Source organism: Methylovirgula ligni (assembly GCF_004135935.1).
Taxonomy (GTDB): Bacteria; Pseudomonadota; Alphaproteobacteria; order Rhizobiales; family Beijerinckiaceae; genus Methylovirgula; species Methylovirgula ligni.
Genome location: NZ_CP025086.1, coordinates 2,553,594 through 2,572,017, shown reverse-complemented (window position 1 = coordinate 2,572,017; position 18,424 = coordinate 2,553,594). Strand labels below are relative to the sequence as shown.

Sequence of the window (18,424 nt, the reverse complement as noted above, 5' to 3'; positions counted from 1 at the left end):
TCACCTCACCATAATCGATAACGGCGGCAACCGTCTCCGCCACCAGCTCTGCCTCTGTAGCCAGAGCAGGACCGGCAGGAACACATAAACGCACGCCAGGCAGAAAAGACCCAGAGCCGCCATGACGGGGCCGCGGGACACCATTACGTTTACCGGATGCGGCGTCGCGTGAATCCGCAAAGCGTCGATGAAGTCCGGCGCGTCCGTAAGATGCGTGTAGGCCATCCCCGTCTTCTGTGCCAAGCCTTTGAGATAAGGCTCGCGCACCGATGACAATTGTTCGTTATTGTTGACATGCACGTCGCCGAATGGCGCATTGCGCGGATTGTAGCCGGGGCGGTTGACGGCATCCGGCGGCGGGATTCCGAAGCGGCTCTCCTGCAGCACATCGTTTTCGCCGTAAAAGCCAGCCGGGCGGCCGTTCTCGTCATATTTGGGGATCGGCGACAGCGTGTAGCCGCCAACGCCGACGATCAGCCCCTTCACCGCGCCGGGCTTGCCATCGAAAGCTGGCCCGCCACTCCAAGGCAGCGGCGGGGCTTCCTGCCCATCGGTCATGAAAACGAGATCGGAATGGAGATCGTCGGCCAAGGCGATGGCGCGATAAAGTCCGTCGGCGATATGGCTGTCGCCCTCCCAACCCTCGCGCCAATCCATGGCCGAGATCGAGTCCATGATCGGCGAAAAATTGGCGCAGACTTCGATCGGGTTGAAGAGCAGGAAAATCCGTCTTTCGGCGAAGAGCGCAACACCGACATGCGACTGACAGGGCAAATCGATGAGTGTCTGCCGCAGCACCTCCTTGATATGATCGAGGCGGCTGATCGGACGGCCATTCTCGGTGTAATCGCGGGTGTTCATGCTGCCCGTGATATCAACCGTGAACAGCACGTCGATGCCATCCTTTCGTTCCTTCGCGGCCGGCACGATCAGCGCCGCGAGAAAGCAAAGCAAAGCCGTGAGGAGAAGCCAGAAGCGAATATCGCGAAAGCAGGGGCGCCTCACGGCTCGCCTCGCGGCACATTGGGGAGCTCTGTCCATATCGGACGCGGCCCCTGCCGGCGTGGGTCCGGCGTGTTCACGAAGCTCGGGTATTGGCGCACCAGCCGCGCGGCGACGTCGAAATTATAGCGTGCATCCCAGTCATCGGGGTTGAGCCGCATCGCCTCGATATAGTCCTCCTGCGCCAGGCCGACGAGCGCGCCGGCCGCATCGAAATCGGCGAGATCAATCTTGTCGAATGCCGCGAGCAGGCGGCCATTGCCGAGGTCGTAGTGCAGATCAGCCCGCGCTTTATCGCTGCCGCGCAGGTCGAAGAGACTGACGAGAGCCTGCGCCTCATCGAGGCGGCCGTGGGTTATCAGGAAATAGGCACGTGCGAAAAGCAGCTTCGGCGCAGCGTCCTGCGCCACGGCAACATCATGATTGTGCGTCAGCGCCGCAATGGTGCGATTGCGCGCGGCGTCCCTCGGCCATAAGGCGAATGACGCGATCGCAGCGAGGGCGAGAACGATCACAAGCGTCGCGAGCACGAAGGTTTTGATGCGCGCCCAGAACGCGCCTATCTGCAGAAATGCCGAGCGCACCGGATGCGCAAGTGCAAAGCTCGTCATGTCGCGCTTGCCTCCCTGACGAAGGCAGACGGACGACGAAATCCCGTCTCCGCAAATTTCGCTAGAACCAGCAGAAGAGACGCGAAAGCGGCAAGGCCGTAAAAGAACGGAGTCACGTCCTGGCGCGGGATTTCCTCGTAATACGTCACGGGCCGCGTTTCGAGCCGGTCGATCTCCGCCACCGCGTCCTGGATCGCATGCGGGCTATCTGCCCAGAAGACGCGATAGGTCACGCCGAGCGTCTTGAAAAACAGGTCCATATGGCGCTCGGGCTTTGTATGCGGCGAATCTTCGGCGCCCTTGGGCGGCGGCGAAAAGACATCTTCATTGCCCTTATGGGGGCGCAGAAAGAGCCAATAGAGATGTGCGTGCTCTTTCTGGAACGTCTTGCGCAAGGCGTCCTGGAGCTCGAGCTGAAAAAAGCCGGCACCGCCATATTCGCCGTCCGAGACGAGAAGAACAACCGGTGAAGTCGCCTCGGGATCATGGCCGATCATAGCGAGCGCAAGCTGCATTCCGAGACCGACATTGGTGCCTTCGATTCCCGGTCGCCGCAAGGCCGTGATCGCCGCCTTCACCGCATCGCGATGACCGCTGATGGGCAGGACGAAGACCGGCGCGCTCGAAAAGGCGACGACGCCGAACTGATCGTGCGGACTTCGATTGACGAAATCCATCAAAAGCCGGGTCGCCGTATCTGTTTTTGATTCCTGATTGCCTTGGACCTCGTCGTCGCCGAGCGTGAAGTCCATGCTGAGACTGCGGTCCATGAGGATGACGACATGCGCGCCGGTCGCGAGAAGCTTGACGTTTTCCGCGAGGCGGTAAGGCCGGGCGAGCGCGAACACTCCAGCAAAAATGGCGAGAGCCGCGGCCGCCTTGATGATGAAGCTGACAAGGGATGACGCCGTATCGCGCGGCACCCCATCGAGCGATGGAAACGGCGCCTGCCGCAAAGCCGAGACAAGGAAAGGCAGCGGCGTCAGAAGCAGCAGCCATAAGAAGCCGGGCTGTGCGACCATATAGTTCATGATGCCGACCTCTCCGCTGCGGCGAGGTTATCGCTGAAGCGACGCAGATCCACGCTGCTGAAGGACGCGAGGGCGGCGACAAGATTGTCGCCGAAGAAGAGACTCTGCGAACTCGCGAAGAAGCGCGTAAACTCCTCTTGCATCCGCGCGAAGGCCGGATGCTTGGCGAAGAAACCCGGCATGTCCTCCGGGAGAACCGCATGTCCGGCGGTTTGATCCACCGCGCGGTGCAGAGCGATGATCGCGTCGCGATAGCCGCGCCGCGCATCCTCATTTGCGAGATCCTTGCGGATCACGCGCGCCGCCTGCGCAAACGGACGGTGCGCGCGAGCGGCAAAAGGCCACCACGCCAGGTGATAGGCCAGCAGAGCCAGCGCCAGCAGGCCCGCTCCGGCGAGGCCCAGCGCACGACAGGCGTCCCATCGCGTGTCATAGAAGGCCGGAGGGACGCTCGGCTGCATATAGGCGCCGCCGGATTCCCTCGCGGGCGGCAGCACTTCGCGCAGCGGCGAAATGCCGAATGACCAGGTCGGCACTTGCGCCGGATATATGTGATCGCCGGATTTGAACGACAAAGTGAAGCCCGGAATGTCCAATTGCCGGGCATCGAGCGCCGGGTAGAATGTCTGGTAAGAGAGATAGAATCGATAAAGCGTGGCGCCGTGATCGCTCCCGCTCTCGACCTGGCTGCTCGAAAGTTCGAGCCATTGATTGAGCGAGCCGGGCTGCGGCACGGAGGCCGGCACCAGTTCAACGCCGTCGTCGACGCGAACATCGACCTCGACCTTGAGAATATCACCGATGAAATGGCCGAACAGGCGCGGCGTTATCAGCTTGACAGATTGGACTTGCGCCTGCGCTGCGAACGAAGCCGCCAGAAATGCCAAAACTGCGATCGAGACCCTTCGCATCGTTCACTCATATTTCGAGAAGATGACGCGAAAGCGCATCGGCATCGAATTTATCCTTCAACTCGAATGCCGGCCGGCCATAGCGCAGAAAAAGGAAGTCGAGCGCTTGCCGCCGCGCTGCTGCTTCCGCTTCCCAGCGCCGGCGCAACGCCGGACGCATGAATACAACCTTGCCGGCGCCGCTTTCGAGATCACGGACATCGATCAGGCCGAACGACGGCAGCTCCGTGTCTTCGGCGGAATCCGAAACGAGAATCGGCACGATGTCGTGGCGGGCGAGCGATTCCAGAATTCTTTCGATCTGAGGCAACGGCATCCGAAAATCCGAAATCAGAAAGACGAGCTTGCGTTTGCCAGCGACATAAATGGCGGCCTGTGTCAAACCGGCGGCGCTTCGGCGTTCGGGTATAAAGTTCGAGAAGCGCTGCGCGATCGCAGGCTCGACGCCCCTGTTGCGCGTGGCCGGAAAGAGGAAGTCCTCGCGCACGGTGCTGTCGCAACCTATGACGCCGAAGGCATCGCCCAATTCGTGCGCCGAGTGCGAGAGAGAAGTACAGAGCTCCGCGACGAGTTCCATCTTCCGCGCCGTGCCTTCAAAGCTCATCGAGCGGGACAGATCGACGATCGCATAAAGCGCGATCGCCAGCCGCTGCTCGAAGCGGCGGACATAGATGTTCTCGAACGGATCGCGCAACGTGAGCCGCAGATCAATGCGGCGCGGGTCCGGCTGGCGGAGATAAGTGACCTGATCGAGAAAGACGCCCTGCCCCCCGGAGCTGCGGCCGCGATGCGCGCCAATGACGATCCCCTCGGCACGCTCGCGCGGCCGATAGGAAATCGTGGCCGCCTCCGTCATGGCGCCGGCACCGCCGCAAAGATCGCGGCGCAAAGATCGCGCGTCAGGCCCTCCTGCCGCAATTCATAGACCGGATCGAGAAATATGCGATGCGCGATGATTTCCTGAAACAGCGAGCGAATATCCTCCGGCAGGACGATGTCTCTGCCCTGCAGCCAGGCGTTGACGCGGGCACCGCGGACCAGATAGCTAAGCCCGCGCGGACTGCCGCCGCCGCGGATCAGCCGCGCCATATCGATCCCCGGAAAAGAGATGCCAACGGAAGCCGGTGCCTGCATCGCCGACCAGAGATCGAGCACATATTTCTGTAATGTCTGGCTTGCATGGACATATTTTTGGATGGTCGCTGCGATCACCGGCAATTGCCGAAAGTCGATAACGCCCTCCTTCACCGTCGCGACCAAAGCATCGACGTCATGAAAGCGCTGATTGAAAATAAGCTCCTGCCGGGTCTCCTGGTCACTCGGCGTCTTGACGCCGACTTCCATGAAGAAGCGATCGCGCGCTGCCGCCGGAAGCTCGAAGGTCTCTTCCTTTTCGATCCTGTTGCGATCGGCAAAGACCTGAAGATATGGGAATCTATATTCCCGATCGAAGGCGTTGGCGCTGCGCTCGGCCATGAGACGCAACAGCAGCGAATGGACCTGCGGCCGCGCACGGTTGATTTCATTGAAAAAGAAGATCGAAAGATTTTCGCCGTGGCGCAATGCCGGACCCGGATCGACTTTCGGCCGGCCGTCCTCGCTCAGATAAGTATAATAAAGAAGATCGCTCGGCATCAGGTCGACAGAACCTTCGACCCGTTCGTAATCGCCGCCGATCGCGCGCGCTGCCGCACGCAGCAGGGTTGTCTTGCCAACGCCGACGTCGCCCTCAAGCAGGACGTGTCCGCGCGCGAAGACGGCGATCGTCAAAAGGCGGATGACTCGCTCCTGCCCGATGACCGCCTTGGCAACTTCTCTTTCGAAATCCAGCGCCTGCTGCCGCCAAGCGACGAGGCTTCCGTCGGCATTGCGTGTCGGAACCGCCGTCATTGCGATCGCCATAACTGAGTTTTATTGCGAATCCAGACGCATGTGCTGCCGCGGCGCGAGGCATGGACTCGACGCCGCGGAAAGCAACTGCTGCGCATCAATCGGTCAATATCCCGGCATTATTCCGGAATTTGATCGACGTCGTAGACCCACTTGCCGCTCTTGTGGAAATAAGCCGTGCGCTTGGCGTTGCGCTCTTCCATGGCGCGCTCGGAATTGGCCTGCTTGGCAACTTCGTGCGGCTCTTCGAGGCCCTTCACATCATATTTCGAGCCGGCGAGCTTCTCCGGATAACCGGGCTGCGGCTCCCAGCACACTCCAGCTTCCTTGCAATGCTGCCCGTCGTAAGCAAGAGCGCCGAGGCTGGCGCCGAGCGACAAAACGGCAGCTCCACCCAGCAGAGCCACGAAGCGATTAAGCGACCGATACGTTTTCATGCGTCTTCCTCCACTTTCCCCGCTTTCACGCGAGTAAACCAATTGGCGCCGCAGGGCTTGAAAAGCTCACTGCGCCTCTTTGTCTTCTTCGTCTTGTAGTTTCTTTTCTTTCAGTGCGGTTGCCTGGCACTGACCAGGAGTCGAAATCGGAAGAGCTGCGATGCGCTTGCCTTCCGCCTCGGTATAAGGCTTGTAATTTTTCTTCTGCTCGGCGTTGAGCCAGTACGCCTTATCGACCGGATCCTTATAGAAGTGCCGCACCCAGGCGATCACCTGCATGAACTGATCAAGGGTCAGATCGCCGTTGTGCGGCCCCATCATCGCGCGCGCACCGCCGTAGACCGTCTCGAAAACGCCCTGGTCATGCTCGTTCTTGGGATAGGTCCAGTAATCGTCGTTCAGGCCGGGGCCGATCTTGCCCTCACCCACTTCACCGTGGCACCCGGAGCAATCCGACAGAAAAAGACTCTGTCCGAGTCGCAGGCAGCTGGGGTCGTCGATGTAAGGATCGACACCCGTCTGCAAGAATTTCAAAACGCCAGGCGTGTCGCGTTCGGTCGGCAGCGAGGTGCTGAGATCGATTGGCGAACCATCCACCGTCGTCCGCAGATCGAGACTTGTCGGCGGCACCGGTTCCGGCTTCGGCTCGGCCGCATAGGCCGCGCTGCCGACACCGATCACCAAGCCACCGTAAATCGCGATCATTTTCTTGATATTCATGTCTGAGGCACTCGTTGTTTCGAAGGAAGCTGGGCGTCGATGAGACTTTCGACGCCCCGTTTGATCAGGAATGCGGCTTCAGCAACGGGATTCCCTCATCCTTGAGGATGGCCTCAATGTCGGGTGCGGCTTTCACCAGCGCTGCGTTAAGCTGCGCGGCCAACGCTGAATCGTCTTTGCGAACGCCCATCGACTGGTCGAATGTCTGCGGCACTTTTTGGCCGTCCGCATTGACGGTGTTGTCGTCGACCGGCGTCATTGTAAGCGGCACTGAAGATTCCCGGACCTGGCGGGCAACTTCCGGAGAAAATGCCGCCGCGATCGGCGCGTTACCGCTGGCGACTTCGCTCACCATCCGGGCCGGGTCGACCTGAATATATTCGTTACGCGCGGAGCGGAAATTCACCAGCGACTTCTCGTAATTGAAGTCATCGTCATATTTGCCGATCTTTTTCAGCATTTCTTCGCCCGGCGTGTAGAAGCCGACGGCGATATGATCGAACTTCAGGAGACGCGGATCGCTCCACGAATGAATGTCGAGATGATCGGCGGTGCGCGTTATGAAGACATAGCCCGCGCGATAATAGGGCTTCGTTGTCAGCACGCGCGGATCATTCGTATCGAGGCCGATGACCACATCGCAAAGATTCTTGTTGAGGTATTCCTGCACGAGATAAATCGCCGGTCGGCTCGACCATACGAACTGGACCTGCCGCCCCATGGCCTCACCGACCACGACCGCGATCTTGTTCTCAAAACCCCCGCCGCCCTTGATCGAATAAGGAGGCTGATTGGCCGCGCATACGCGCAGGATGTCATTGCTCTCCACAACGGGAGCGGGCGATGCGGGCGCCGCAAGAGTCATCAAGCTAGATGAACACAAGGCAAGACCGACCAGCATCGGGAGGCGAAGCCATTTGGCCGAGGACGCAAAGAATGCACGTGTCATGATATGCCACTTTGTCGGGTTTCGATTCCACGGGGCCGCATCGTGTCATGCGGCAACTCAGGAAAAGCTCCCGCTCCACCGCGAAGCTGCGTGCTGGTGGAGCGGGAGTGAGAGATGGCTCAGTCGCCGCCTTGCTTGACGGTGCTGTATTCGTCGAGATTGACGTCCTGGGTGTAGGGGCTCTGGCCGTTCAACGAGAAGACCATCACACCGCCGCCCTGCTGCGTCCAATGCTGCAGGTTCTTGAACGCGCCGACCGCGCCGAGACCCGCCGTCGGATCCTGCAGGTCGAACACCATGCCGACCGCCGGCCATCCGCCTACGCCGTAATAGATGGCGACGTATTGGACGCCCTTGTGCTCGTAGGTCATCGGATAACCAATGACACCGGACGGAAGCTTGAACTTCCACAGCAGTTCGCCGGTATCGGCGTTACGCGCTTTGATATAGCCGTCGAGCGTTCCGTAGAAGACCAAATTGCCGGCCGTCGAAAGCGAGCCGCCCCAGGCGGCAAAACGCTCCTGAACCTGCCATTTGAACGACTTGTGAACCGCGTCGTAGGCCTTGACCTGGCCAAGACCAAGTGCGTTCTGACGATCGCCCTTCGGACCCGGATACATGTGCAGCGTCGCGCCGACGAAGAACTGACCGGCACGATAGGGAAGCATGAAGGGCTCCCAATCCATGCAGATATGGTTCGCGTTGACGTAGAAGAGCTGCTTCGTCGGGTCGTAGGAATCATGCGCCTGGTCATGATAACCCATCGCCGACGGGCAGACGTCATGGGCCTCGTGGTCCATATAGGTCGCGTATTCCGGATCGCGGATCGGCTGACCGTTCTTGAAGTTAACGTCCTTGAACTCATTCATCGTGGCGTCGATCTTGCCGACGGTGAAGAGATCACCATTGGTGCGATCGAGCGAGTAGATGAAACCATTACGATCCGGGTGGAACAGCAGCTTGTGGATGTTGCCGTTGTCATCCTTTTCGTCGCTCAGGATCATCACATCGACGCCGGCATAGTCCCATTCGTCGTGCGGTGTCTTCTGATAACCGAACTTGGCTTCGCCGGTGTCGACGTCGCGACCAAAAATCGTCATCGTCCATTTGTTGTCACCCGGGCGCATCGTAGCGTTCCACGGCGAAGGATTGCCGCTGCCGTAATAGACAAGGTTCGTGCCGGGATCATAAGCGTACCAGCCCCAATTGGTGCCGCCGCCGATCTTCCAGGTGTTTTCCTGCCAGGTCTTCGAGGTACCAAGGCCAAAACGGCCATATTGCGGGTTGTGGCTGTTGAAATCGGCGCCGAGCTTCATCTCGTCGTCCGGACCGGTCTCATAGGCGCGCCACTTCTGCGTGCCATCATGCACGTCATAAGCGGTGACATAACCACGCACGCCGAGCTCGGCGCCCGAGGAGCCGACGAGAACCTCGTCCTTGATAACATACGGCGCGATCGTCAGAGTCGAACCGACGTGAATATCGGAGTTCTCGACTTTCCAGTAGAGATCGCCGGTCTCGGCGTTCAGCGCGACGACATTGCCGTCAAGCTGGTTGGACAGGATGAGAGCCGGTGTCTTATCATCGCCAGGCCAGTAAGCCAGGCCACGATTGACAAGGTCGCAACACGCGACCGAGCGCGCCGCCGGGTTCTGCTTGGGATGATACTGCCAAAGAATCTTGCCCGGGTTATCGAGATCGAGGGCAAAGACAGCGTTCGGGAACGGCGTGTTGATATACATCTTGCCGTTGACGACGATCGGCGCGCCTTCGTGGCCATTCAACACGCCGGTCGAGAACGACCAAGCGACCCGCAGATCCTTGACGTTAGCGGTGCTGATCTGTGTGTCCGGGCTGTAATTGTCGGCATTGTAATCGCGGCCGGGCATCACCCAGTTTTCGTTGCTCTTCGAAAGTTCGATGAGCTTGTCGTTGGCGCTCGCCAGCGGCGCGCAAAACTGCAGCGCCGTAAGCGCCGCTGCCAGCGACACCGACGTCAATACCCTACGCTTCACTAAGCTGTTATGCATGAGCCTCTCCTCACCTTCCCACTTTATTGTCCTCAACCGCGCGCCCGGCCATGACGACCGGAGAAACATTCACGCAGAAGTATAGAAGGATTATAGTGTCGTATTATTATTATTTAATACTTTCGATCCGTTGAGAACGGTCGAAGTAATTTGTTACGGCGATGTATACATGGCTCTTACAACGGATATCAAGAACAATTAGTCTTGATATTGCTGGAGTTATAGCAAATCAATTTCCGCTATTTCATATCCCGTAAGGAATTAGTCTCACGCTTTTACCGAAGCGTCCCAACCCAGAGCGCGGCGGAACCGAAGGAGGAAAACGGGGCAAATTTGCCCGAAAATGCGATGAAGACACTTTCATGATGCCAGGAACTGGCACAGACTATGCTCGGTAGGGCGAACATATCCGCATCCTATGGGATAAACTCCCGCGTTAGCTGGAGAAGAGCATGGTCGCGACCCTAATCGTCACGTCTGTCTTGATGACATTTCCTGTTGCCGCTCAGCAGGAGCGCGATGCGGATTCTTTTCCGGTGAATGCCTATCTTTGCGAGACAGCCGATTATGCAATGGATTTCGCTGCAGCGGTCGCGAACGATGCCGAGGAGGAATACGCCAAGGACATTGTCGGTAAAATAGCGCAGCGCGAGGTCTGCGGCCGCTACACCGGCGTCGCCGCCGTCGAGCAGCAGAAGGTCGTCGTCAGCGGTGGCATTATGTACCGGGTGACCGCAGTCCGCTTCCGCGAGGATCATAAACTCGCCTGGTTTGCCGAGCGCATTTTTGCGGTCGAACAACATTCGTCCGTATGGCATCTGTGAGCATAGCAGATTAGCCGCGGTTGCGCTCGGCTTCTATCGTCCTCCCGGAGTCCCTGCCGAATGGAACCGGGCACGCAGCGCAGTGGACGAAGCTTCTCTTCGTGATCGCTCGGGTTACCGTGCCCTTCCAGCAATTGCAGCGCTGACTCTCGCGCACCAAACCTTCCTGCACTCGCAACGATAACCTTCGGCGCGGCGTCAATTTCAAAAGCTAGAAAAGTTCCTGTTCCGTCGCGACTTTCTACCTGCGCCTGATCGCTATTTTCTCGAAGAAAACAAGTGACTGAATAATAATTCTCTGCATTCTACCGCCGCAACGAACGATCAACAAAAGATAGAGGAAATGTCGTTGACCCGATCATCCTGGCCAAAGGAGGCCGCGACTTGCCTGCTCTTAACGGCAGCAACCTTCGCACTCTCCAATTCTTTCGCGCGGGCTGACGCATCGTGTGATGGACTCTCATCCGCGATGCTCGCAAACACGAAAGTACCCTTTCATAGCCTCAGCATCATTACCTACCTTGCTGGCGAGGACTCCAAATCGCGCGTCACGCAGACTTCGGAAACGATCTCCACCCAGACTGCTGTCTTCGCGCGGTTCGGTTCCGGAAAATGGAAACAAATGCACATTCCGCTCGATAAACTCGCAGCGGCTGTTCGCCACAACGCTGAAAGTTATTCAGGCTGCAAACGTCTCGCCGACGACACCGTCAACGGTACATCCCTAGCCGTCTACACAGGCCACAGCGTCACGCCCGGCTCGACCGTTGAAACAAAGGTATGGGTCGAGCCAAAACGTGGTGTCATGATTCAATTGGAATCTGACGCGGTCCCAACTTCGCCTTCGGCGACGAAGGATTCCGTCAAGGAACGCCACGTGGCCATCCGATACACTTACGACAATATTGCCGCGCCTCCGAATGCGGAATGAGATCGAATTTCGCAGTGCGAATCCCGGCTAAGCGCCGTCATTTTATGCCGACGCAATCAACAGTGTGAGCTGCGGAATTGAAAATGGAACATGATCTCGTCGGGCGGGAAGACCGTGCTTTGAAAGCGGCCTTTGTCCAAATTTCGCTCGCTGTCCTCAATGTTTGTCGCCCGGTTGTGTCCGGCGCGCGGAAATGTGCGGCTCTTTTACTTTATGGCCTGCTGGCATACCCGGCGTGGTCGGGAGAGGCGCCTAAACACAAACCCGTCGAGATGAATGTCATGCTTTGCGACACGCCGGAACACGCGGTCGCGTTCGTCGTAGCCATCAATCAAGGCGATGTCGATGATGAAGCGAAAGACAAGGTCGGCAAGGCCGCCGGGCGCGAGGTCTGCGATAAATTTATGGGGCTCGCTTCTACCGGCGAAGAGCAGACGCTCCTGAAAGAAGGCATCACCTACAAGGTGACGGCCTATCAATTCCCCGGCGTCGGAAAAATGCGATGGTCGGCGATTCCGCAGAATTAGATCCACGATTGATCGCGACGATTCGAAAAGAAGATTTCGGATTTCAAGCTATGGACAGCGGGCGAAAGACGCGCGGATGCCTCAAACGCCACCGCAAAAGGCAAATATGGATCCGGCTTTTGTTATTGGTGAGTGCTTGCTGGAGCGCTTCTTTTTCCTTTGCTCCAGCCCAAACGGCCGGGGTGTCGGACGCTGATCAATCCGCGACCATTCTTGCCTGCTTTCATGCCGGGCAGACGGCTGTTGGCGATCTCCATGCCTGCGCAAGGGTCTGGCTGACCCCAGAAGCGCTCGTGCTCTGCGCGTTGCGAAACACGTCAGGCAGACAGGCTGAACACATCATCTGCCCATTCATACGTGACACCGCCGACGGGCGCGCAGCACTCGACGTTCTTTTGGCGCAGCAGGGTCTCACGCCCGCCAGCAATCTGTCGATTGATGCGCGCAATCTCCCAAATCTTCCACCGCCATCGGCGATCGACAGCTGCAACACATCCGGCACGACGCAACAAGGCTTTATAGGCTGCATCAAGAACGCGATGGGCGCCCCGCGCGAGAAACTTCTGGACTGCGTCAGAAATAGCCGATCTGACGAAGATCGCGCTTTATGCGCGGCCGAAAGCGCGCCAACCGACGCCAATCTGACCACTGCCGTCAAATGCCTCGGTGGACAAAGCGCGAGGCTCGACTCTTTTGTCGCCTGTCTCGTTCCCGAAAGGCAATCCGAGGCAAAGAAGGCGATAGGATGCGTCGGGCGATATGGCGGGTCGCCGGCGGCATTGGCGGACTGCCTCGCGCCGAACGCCAGTGCTGCGAGCAAAGTGCTCGCAGCCTGTCTGGCACAGTCTCAAAATGATAACAGGAATGTCGTCGACTGCTTTAGCCACTTCTCGCCCGCGTTTGGAAGAGCGAATCAGGCATCTGCCTGCTTATCCGACCCAGGAAACAGCCGCGCGAAATGTGCGACGGAATTCGTCGGTGCGGCCGCCGTTGGGAAGGCGCTTGCAGCCTGCGCGAACACGCCGCGACCGAGTCTCGTATCGTGCCTCTTCGACCAGGTGCCGGATCTACGCCCCGAGGCGGCGTCCTTTCAATGCATGCGCTATGGCGGTGAAGGCCGCTCGCTCGTTTCGAATTGCGCTGCGGGTCTGGTGAAGGACGACAAAATGCGCCGGACGCTCGCCTGCATCACCGGGGCTAATAATGATCCCGGCGCGCTCGCGCTTTGCGCGGCAGATTCGGTCCTGTCGCCTCGCGATGCCCATGCCGTTAACTGCTCGGCGACGACACAAGGTGACCCGGTTGCCTTTGCGCTTTGCGCGGCTGCCCCGGCAACAAGCGATGATTGGCGTATTTCGGCGACGTGCGCCTTGCGGGCCGCGGGGGATCCTAAAATTTACGCGGATTGTACCGCCGCTCCCCTCGAGCTCTCTGAGCTCAGCAAGTGCTTCAAGGGGCATTTTGGCAAAGATTGCTTCGGTGCGGAAAACACGATTGCCAAGCTGCTGAACGGCGGTCAGTGAGCATCATGTTGGAGACGCTCCTGCTTGGAAGTGCCGGCCCCGCGTATTGTCCGTTTATCTGGCTCTCAACCCGATCGAGATTCCTGATCTTGGAAGCGTTGGCGCCGAGATACGCCTGTTTTTGCGCAAGCTGTCCGATCGCGCTCGGCCAGACCTCCTTCGGCCGCTGTTCGACGTGATCGGCGATCTGGCGGACGCAAAGTCTATCAGAACGGCGGCGCGCTGAGCTGGGATTAGGATCGCTGTCAATTGCGCTTTATACTTGGAGCCGTGCGCGATAGCGGCCCAGGCGGCCTCGCGGCAGTAATGTCCGTTTCTGCGCATAACTCGCCAAAAGCCGATTGTCTACTTTCGGCCCAAAACGGTTGTTTCAGTTCGTTGGGCCTATCCCGTGCCTGACCGACACGACAACACGCCTTCTCGAGATCGAAGGCAGCGGTATCGGCGTCATCGTCCGCAGTCGACAATGAAAGAGTGCATTATTCTGGATCTACACTAACGAACGCTAGCGACTCAAATCGAACACTTTGCAACTCATTAAATGGGGAAGACCGTATCTAATTATCAACATGAAGCTATACGTACGAACGCTCATATGCGTAATATCGACAACTATTCCCTCACGTTGATACGCACTTATGGCTACTGAATCAGACCGCAGCCCTACGATCAATAATCAGAATCGAATCAAGCAAATAATCGATCATCTTCTCGACCCGGAAGATGATACTCATCCATTCATCGCAGCGTTTCATTTGCACGAATTTAAGGCGTGGGCTTGCTTCCCCGATAGACGCGGTCGCGTCGCGGTCGACGCCGGCCGCTCCGCCACTATCGCTTATCTCGAGCAGATCGAACGCGAATATTCAAAAAAACGGAACATTCTGAGAGGCCAAAAAGACAGCGCTCAACGCGTCATCTCGCTCTTGAAGCTTGATGTATTCGAAGAGCTCTTCGACTTGGGAGTTCAGCCTAACGGCGGCTGGAAAGCCCTGTTGAACTGCCAACGACCAGATGCCTTGCGCGAGGCGGCCAAAGAGCGATTGATTCAGGCTCAGACGGCGGCGGACCTAATTGAGCTCCGCATTCGGTGTTTGATACACCACCCCGAACACGCAAAATTAGCGAATCTGATGCACGCGTATGTACTGCGCTGGTATGCTAGGTCCCTTCCCCTATTGTCTCCGGCAACCATCAGGAAGCACTGGAGGCAAAATAAGCAAAGCGCGGTTTTCATTTACGCGGCTAGAAGCGTAGGGTTCGAGTTAATTCCGCGCGACGCGAGCGCGGCAGACTTTGTTGAGTCTAGCGTAACTGACTCTCAAAACGTAAGCCATCTGCAGACGTTTTTCGGTGTGTCGGCATACGTTGCTGAACAATTCGATGATGAGTTTGCGTGGATACGACGTTGTTTCCCTGACGAAACGAGTCTCGGTCGAATTCAACCAAAGATACTCCCCTTGAGCGGCGAGGAGTTGTTGGTCCTACAGGCCGTCAAGTTGCACGATTTAGATTTGGCGTTCAAAGAAGGCGGCCACCGTCCCCCCATTTTAGAAATCGGTGCTACGCGATAGCTTGACACTGGTGACACTATAAGCCCGAGCACTGCCTTCCCTACCCCAGTCTGCCATCTATTGATCCTCGGCACGCCGATTTTCGGCGACCGACGACTCAAAGGTGGCAATGATGAAGCCGATTGATAGAAGCCCGAGACTGCGGGGGGACGGCGAGACTTTCGTCCCGGCGACTGACATCCTCCTGACCGAGCATGAGCTCGCCGCCCGCCACGGCCGCAGCGTTAAGACAATCCGCAATCTCCGGGTCACGGGCGGCTATGTGCCCTTCCTCAAGATCGGGCGACATGTCCGATATCGGCTAATCGACGTTCTTGCATACGAAGAACGGAGCCTGCGCCAGTCAACCTCCGACAAAGGAGGCCCTGACACCAATGAATAAAAAGAAGCTCGACAAACTCCTGTCCGAAATCCTGACATCACCGTGGGCCTCTGAACTCTACGAAGATGGATGGCCATATTGGATTCAGGGTCAACAGCATGCCAAACCGAGCAAATGGTCTCACGAAGCGGAAAGGGATCGCAACGAGCTCGTTAGAAGGCTGCGCCGTCCCGCCATCCGTTGTGACGAAACGGAGAAACTCGCCGCCAAACTAGAAGCTTGTAGCTCTATTGACAGATGCCTAAGCGGCGCGTGCCCAGTTTGTGGACGTGCAGCCCAGAAGCTGTTTGTCAAGCTGACTCACGCACTGCTGAGATCGGACCAGAGGATCTACTCCACGATTTCCATAGTGCCTCGCAAGGGGCGCTTCACGCTCCCGTCGACCAAGCAAGATCTCTTTAGGCGTATCCGTAAAGCCATAGAGTTCGCGTGCGACGATGCCGGCATTGATGTTCTAATTGGCGGCTTTGACCCAGGCGTCAACGAGCACATCAACGGTGCCTTTGCACCCCATGGCCAGACCCAGCTCTGGGCACTCGGACCTCAATTGCAGATGATCTCTGCTGAGAAGATTCTGCGAAAAGCCTTTCCTGCCAAAGGAGCCAACCGTAGGACGGTCCGGATCGAAGAGTTCGATGGCCAGCTCAATGGTATCGCCTACGCACTGAAGTCCGATTTCTTCAGACGTGTGAGCATTCCCAAAGCACGTGACGACGACGGCAACGTCCTAAGGCGACGCGATACGCGAAATAGAGATCTTCGCGTCTCGCAGCAGTGCGACCTTGCTCTTGCTCTAGACCGCGCTGGCCTGGGCTCTAGGCTCTTCTTGCGCGGTGCCGAAATCCAGATGGAAGACGCTGAGCCTCGGTTGACGTTGGTCACGCGGGCACGCACGGCACGCATGACGAAGGCCCGCGATCGTCCGCCTTCCTGATCGAGGCATCGCATCGGCTTATCCACCGCCGGCCAGCCTAATTCGAAAAATTGTGAACTGCATTCGCTTCGCAGGCAACTGCGGCGAGCAATGGCCGCTCGCGTGCCTTCCGTGCCCGCGTGCCCATCACTAGTACAAAAGGATAATTACCATGGAAAAGACTAGAAAATCCGCACGCACGGAACACCACAGTCAAAGAGGCCATTCACGTGCCAAAGGTGCCCGCGTTCCCCAGGAACCGCTGTCGCCATTTGTGCGTAAAATCGCTAACCTTGAGCATGAGGAGACAGGTGACGGCTTCGATGTATTTCAATTCGTCAAGGTAAACGGCCGCGACGGTGAATGCGCGGTTCCGCGCGAAGACGCTTTAGATAGTAAAAAGGTCAAATCCCATCTTGAAAAGAAGAACGCACATCTGCCGAACAGTTCCGAAGATGCTTTGTCCTTGATTGCAGCCGCGATCCAAAGGCCGCCTACAGAATTTCAACTTCAGGCAGCTACGGCGGGTTGGCGGCGTGAGGAACGAGCGTTCATCTGCCTGGATCGCGTCATCAAGTTCGGCACTGCGCCGATCGCGGTCTGCCCGCCGGCGAAATCGCGCGAGCGATTTTCTAGTCGGAGCCTCGGAACGCTCGAGAGCTGGCAACAGGACGTCGCTGATGTCGCGCAGTTTTCGACGGTCGCCACATTGATGATGAGTGCGGCTTTCGCCGCTCCGCTGCTGTCCATGCTCAATTTTTCGCCTTTCATCTTCAATCTTTACGGTGCGTCGAAGTCGGGCAAGACCACGGCAATTCTGCTCGCGGCAGCGATCACTGGGCTCGCGGAGGAAAACGCCTTGCCGAATTGGAATTCAACCGATTCAGGACTTCTTCAGCTCTTCCGCGCGTTTAACGATTCGGTGGTGCCGGTAAATGAGCTTGGTCTCTTGAGGGGAAAGAAAGCCGATCGCAGTGAACGCGTGCGAGAAATGATCTATGCATTTGGCGAGGGACGTGATCGACTGCGACATTCCGAATCGTCATTCGGCACGCAGGGCAAGAGCTCGACGTTTAGGGGCATTCTTCTTTCGACATCTGAAACATCTTTCAGAGAGCTTCGAGGCGCCGACCGTGACGACGGTGAGCTGGCTCGTGCCCATGACATCCCCGCTCTTATGAATGGATCGAAAACAATTTTTGATCGACTACCCGCGAACCAGTCCGCTAGTAAAAGCCGGGCTAAGCTCAACGAATTCCGGCAAGCGATTACTCAGAATTCCGCTGTCGCGTTCGATAAATACATAAAATGGCTGGCCAAGAACGAAGACGCAGAGGATAAAGCATACGCCTATATCGACGACCTTATGGGCGGGCTCCATCTTCCGACCGGTGATGGCGCACTTCAGCATGCTGCTAGAAACTTCGCGGTTTGTTTTGCCGGCGCGGCTCTGGCCATCGAGTCTGAGGTTTTGCCGTGGAAGGTTGACTCAACGCGATCAGTTATCGTCGAGGCTTTCGAACAGTTCAGAAAGGTCAATGGGCGCCCGTTAGATGCGCGTCGTAAAGCCAAATCTGTTCTGAAATCGAAGCTGAAAGAGCTCGACCTGCCCACGGTGAGTAAGATAAAGAAACGTCCTGATGATGGTGTCATTCTAAAAGCTGGATTGCAAAGGCGGTACGTTATTCCGTCGAGCCGCTTCGACGAGCTTTTTGAAACTGAGCTACTCGCGCGCGAGGCTCTGATGGCTCTTGAAGAAGTTGGTCACTTGGAAAAAACAAAGGGCGCTGGACCAGCGACGACTGCGAATAAAAAGTGGGCGGAGATCTACGTTAAGTTACCGGACGGGACTAACTTCCGCGCCATCAAATTCAAACCGTTTGCTAAGAAGAAGAAAAAGACTCTTCCTTCGACCGTCTCATAAACGTAGAGGGGGCGCTCAGCCGAGAGCGCCCCCTCGATCATGCTTCGGGACCGACGGCGGAAGCGTCGGCTTCGACGAGTTCGCTCGCAGTATTATTATTCGCTGTCCGCGCTCACAGTGTAGATCATGAAAATCACACTTTGGCTTTCAGCCCCCTCATCGGTTAGCTACGACTGGTTTGGGCCGGCAGCGGATTGTCCGCTCTTGGTGCGCTCAGCTTGAAATAGGACATCCGACGTTCGACC

General features: G+C 57.6%; 17 protein-coding genes. 7 read left to right on the top strand and 10 right to left on the bottom strand.

Annotated features, from left to right (window positions below; genetic code table 11):
* The 10 genes from CWB41_RS12345 to CWB41_RS12300 form a co-directional block, all read right to left on the bottom strand.
* Window positions 1–1,005 (bottom strand): VWA domain-containing protein, encoded by a 1,005-nt coding sequence (locus tag CWB41_RS12345; protein WP_245411259.1) that lies wholly within the window; start codon window positions 1,003–1,005, stop codon window positions 1–3.
* Complete coding sequence (locus tag CWB41_RS12340; RefSeq protein ID WP_115836445.1) at window positions 1,002–1,613, bottom strand: MxaK protein; 612 nt, start codon at window positions 1,611–1,613, stop codon at window positions 1,002–1,004. Before CWB41_RS12340 ends, CWB41_RS12345 begins: the two co-directional genes overlap by 4 nt.
* The gene (locus CWB41_RS12335) at window positions 1,610–2,644 is read right to left on the bottom strand and encodes a vWA domain-containing protein (RefSeq protein WP_115836446.1); all 1,035 of its coding nucleotides are present in this window, start codon (window positions 2,642–2,644) and stop codon (window positions 1,610–1,612) included. Before CWB41_RS12335 ends, CWB41_RS12340 begins: the two co-directional genes overlap by 4 nt.
* Window positions 2,641–3,555, bottom strand: coding sequence for a nonribosomal peptide synthetase MxaA (locus CWB41_RS12330; RefSeq protein ID WP_115836447.1), 915 nt, complete (start codon window positions 3,553–3,555; stop codon window positions 2,641–2,643). The genes CWB41_RS12335 and CWB41_RS12330 overlap by 4 nt, the downstream gene beginning before the upstream one ends.
* A 7-nt stretch (window positions 3,556–3,562) precedes the next feature.
* A complete protein-coding gene (locus tag CWB41_RS12325) occupies window positions 3,563–4,411 on the bottom strand; it encodes a DUF58 domain-containing protein (RefSeq protein ID WP_115837067.1) in 849 nt (282 codons plus the stop codon).
* Window positions 4,408–5,445, bottom strand: a complete 1,038-nt coding sequence (locus tag CWB41_RS12320) for an AAA family ATPase (protein WP_115837066.1) — start codon at window positions 5,443–5,445, stop codon at window positions 4,408–4,410. Before CWB41_RS12320 ends, CWB41_RS12325 begins: the two co-directional genes overlap by 4 nt.
* Window positions 5,446–5,564: 119 nt before the next feature.
* Window positions 5,565–5,882: a methanol dehydrogenase gene (locus CWB41_RS12315; protein WP_115836448.1), complete on the bottom strand. Its 318-nt coding sequence runs from the start codon at window positions 5,880–5,882 to the stop codon at window positions 5,565–5,567.
* 66 nt (window positions 5,883–5,948) lie between these two features.
* Window positions 5,949–6,602 carry a cytochrome c(L), periplasmic gene (moxG, locus tag CWB41_RS12310; RefSeq protein WP_115836449.1) on the bottom strand — a complete coding sequence of 218 codons (654 nt, stop codon included), beginning with the start codon at window positions 6,600–6,602 and terminating at the stop codon, window positions 5,949–5,951.
* A gap of 64 nt (window positions 6,603–6,666) precedes the next feature.
* Window positions 6,667–7,503 (bottom strand): methanol oxidation system protein MoxJ, encoded by an 837-nt coding sequence (gene moxJ / locus CWB41_RS12305; RefSeq protein WP_425373459.1) that lies wholly within the window; start codon window positions 7,501–7,503, stop codon window positions 6,667–6,669.
* A 167-nt stretch (window positions 7,504–7,670) separates the two neighbouring features.
* Window positions 7,671–9,581, bottom strand: coding sequence for a methanol/ethanol family PQQ-dependent dehydrogenase (locus CWB41_RS12300; protein ID WP_115836451.1), 1,911 nt, complete (start codon window positions 9,579–9,581; stop codon window positions 7,671–7,673).
* 452 nt (window positions 9,582–10,033) lie between these two features.
* Here CWB41_RS12300 and CWB41_RS12295 point away from each other — a divergent pair, with 452 nt between their 5' ends.
* From CWB41_RS12295 to CWB41_RS12265, 7 genes are all read left to right on the top strand, one after another.
* Complete coding sequence (locus CWB41_RS12295; RefSeq protein WP_129396488.1) at window positions 10,034–10,405, top strand: hypothetical protein; 372 nt, start codon at window positions 10,034–10,036, stop codon at window positions 10,403–10,405.
* 349 nt (window positions 10,406–10,754) lie between these two features.
* The gene (locus tag CWB41_RS12290) at window positions 10,755–11,336 is read left to right on the top strand and encodes a hypothetical protein (RefSeq protein ID WP_129396487.1); all 582 of its coding nucleotides are present in this window, start codon (window positions 10,755–10,757) and stop codon (window positions 11,334–11,336) included.
* 83 nt (window positions 11,337–11,419) lie between these two features.
* On the top strand, window positions 11,420–11,863 hold the full coding sequence (locus tag CWB41_RS12285; protein ID WP_115836454.1) for a hypothetical protein: 444 nt from the start codon (window positions 11,420–11,422) through the stop codon (window positions 11,861–11,863).
* Complete coding sequence (locus CWB41_RS12280; protein WP_129396486.1) at window positions 11,839–13,386, top strand: hypothetical protein; 1,548 nt, start codon at window positions 11,839–11,841, stop codon at window positions 13,384–13,386. The genes CWB41_RS12285 and CWB41_RS12280 overlap by 25 nt, the downstream gene beginning before the upstream one ends.
* A 638-nt stretch (window positions 13,387–14,024) precedes the next feature.
* On the top strand, window positions 14,025–14,960 hold the full coding sequence (locus CWB41_RS12275; protein WP_129396485.1) for a hypothetical protein: 936 nt from the start codon (window positions 14,025–14,027) through the stop codon (window positions 14,958–14,960).
* Between the two features lie 374 nt (window positions 14,961–15,334).
* Window positions 15,335–16,276 carry a hypothetical protein gene (locus tag CWB41_RS12270; RefSeq protein WP_115836459.1) on the top strand — a complete coding sequence of 314 codons (942 nt, stop codon included), beginning with the start codon at window positions 15,335–15,337 and terminating at the stop codon, window positions 16,274–16,276.
* A 151-nt stretch (window positions 16,277–16,427) separates the two neighbouring features.
* Window positions 16,428–18,179 (top strand): DUF927 domain-containing protein, encoded by a 1,752-nt coding sequence (locus tag CWB41_RS12265; RefSeq protein WP_115836460.1) that lies wholly within the window; start codon window positions 16,428–16,430, stop codon window positions 18,177–18,179.
* Window positions 18,180–18,424: the final 245 nt, after the last annotated feature.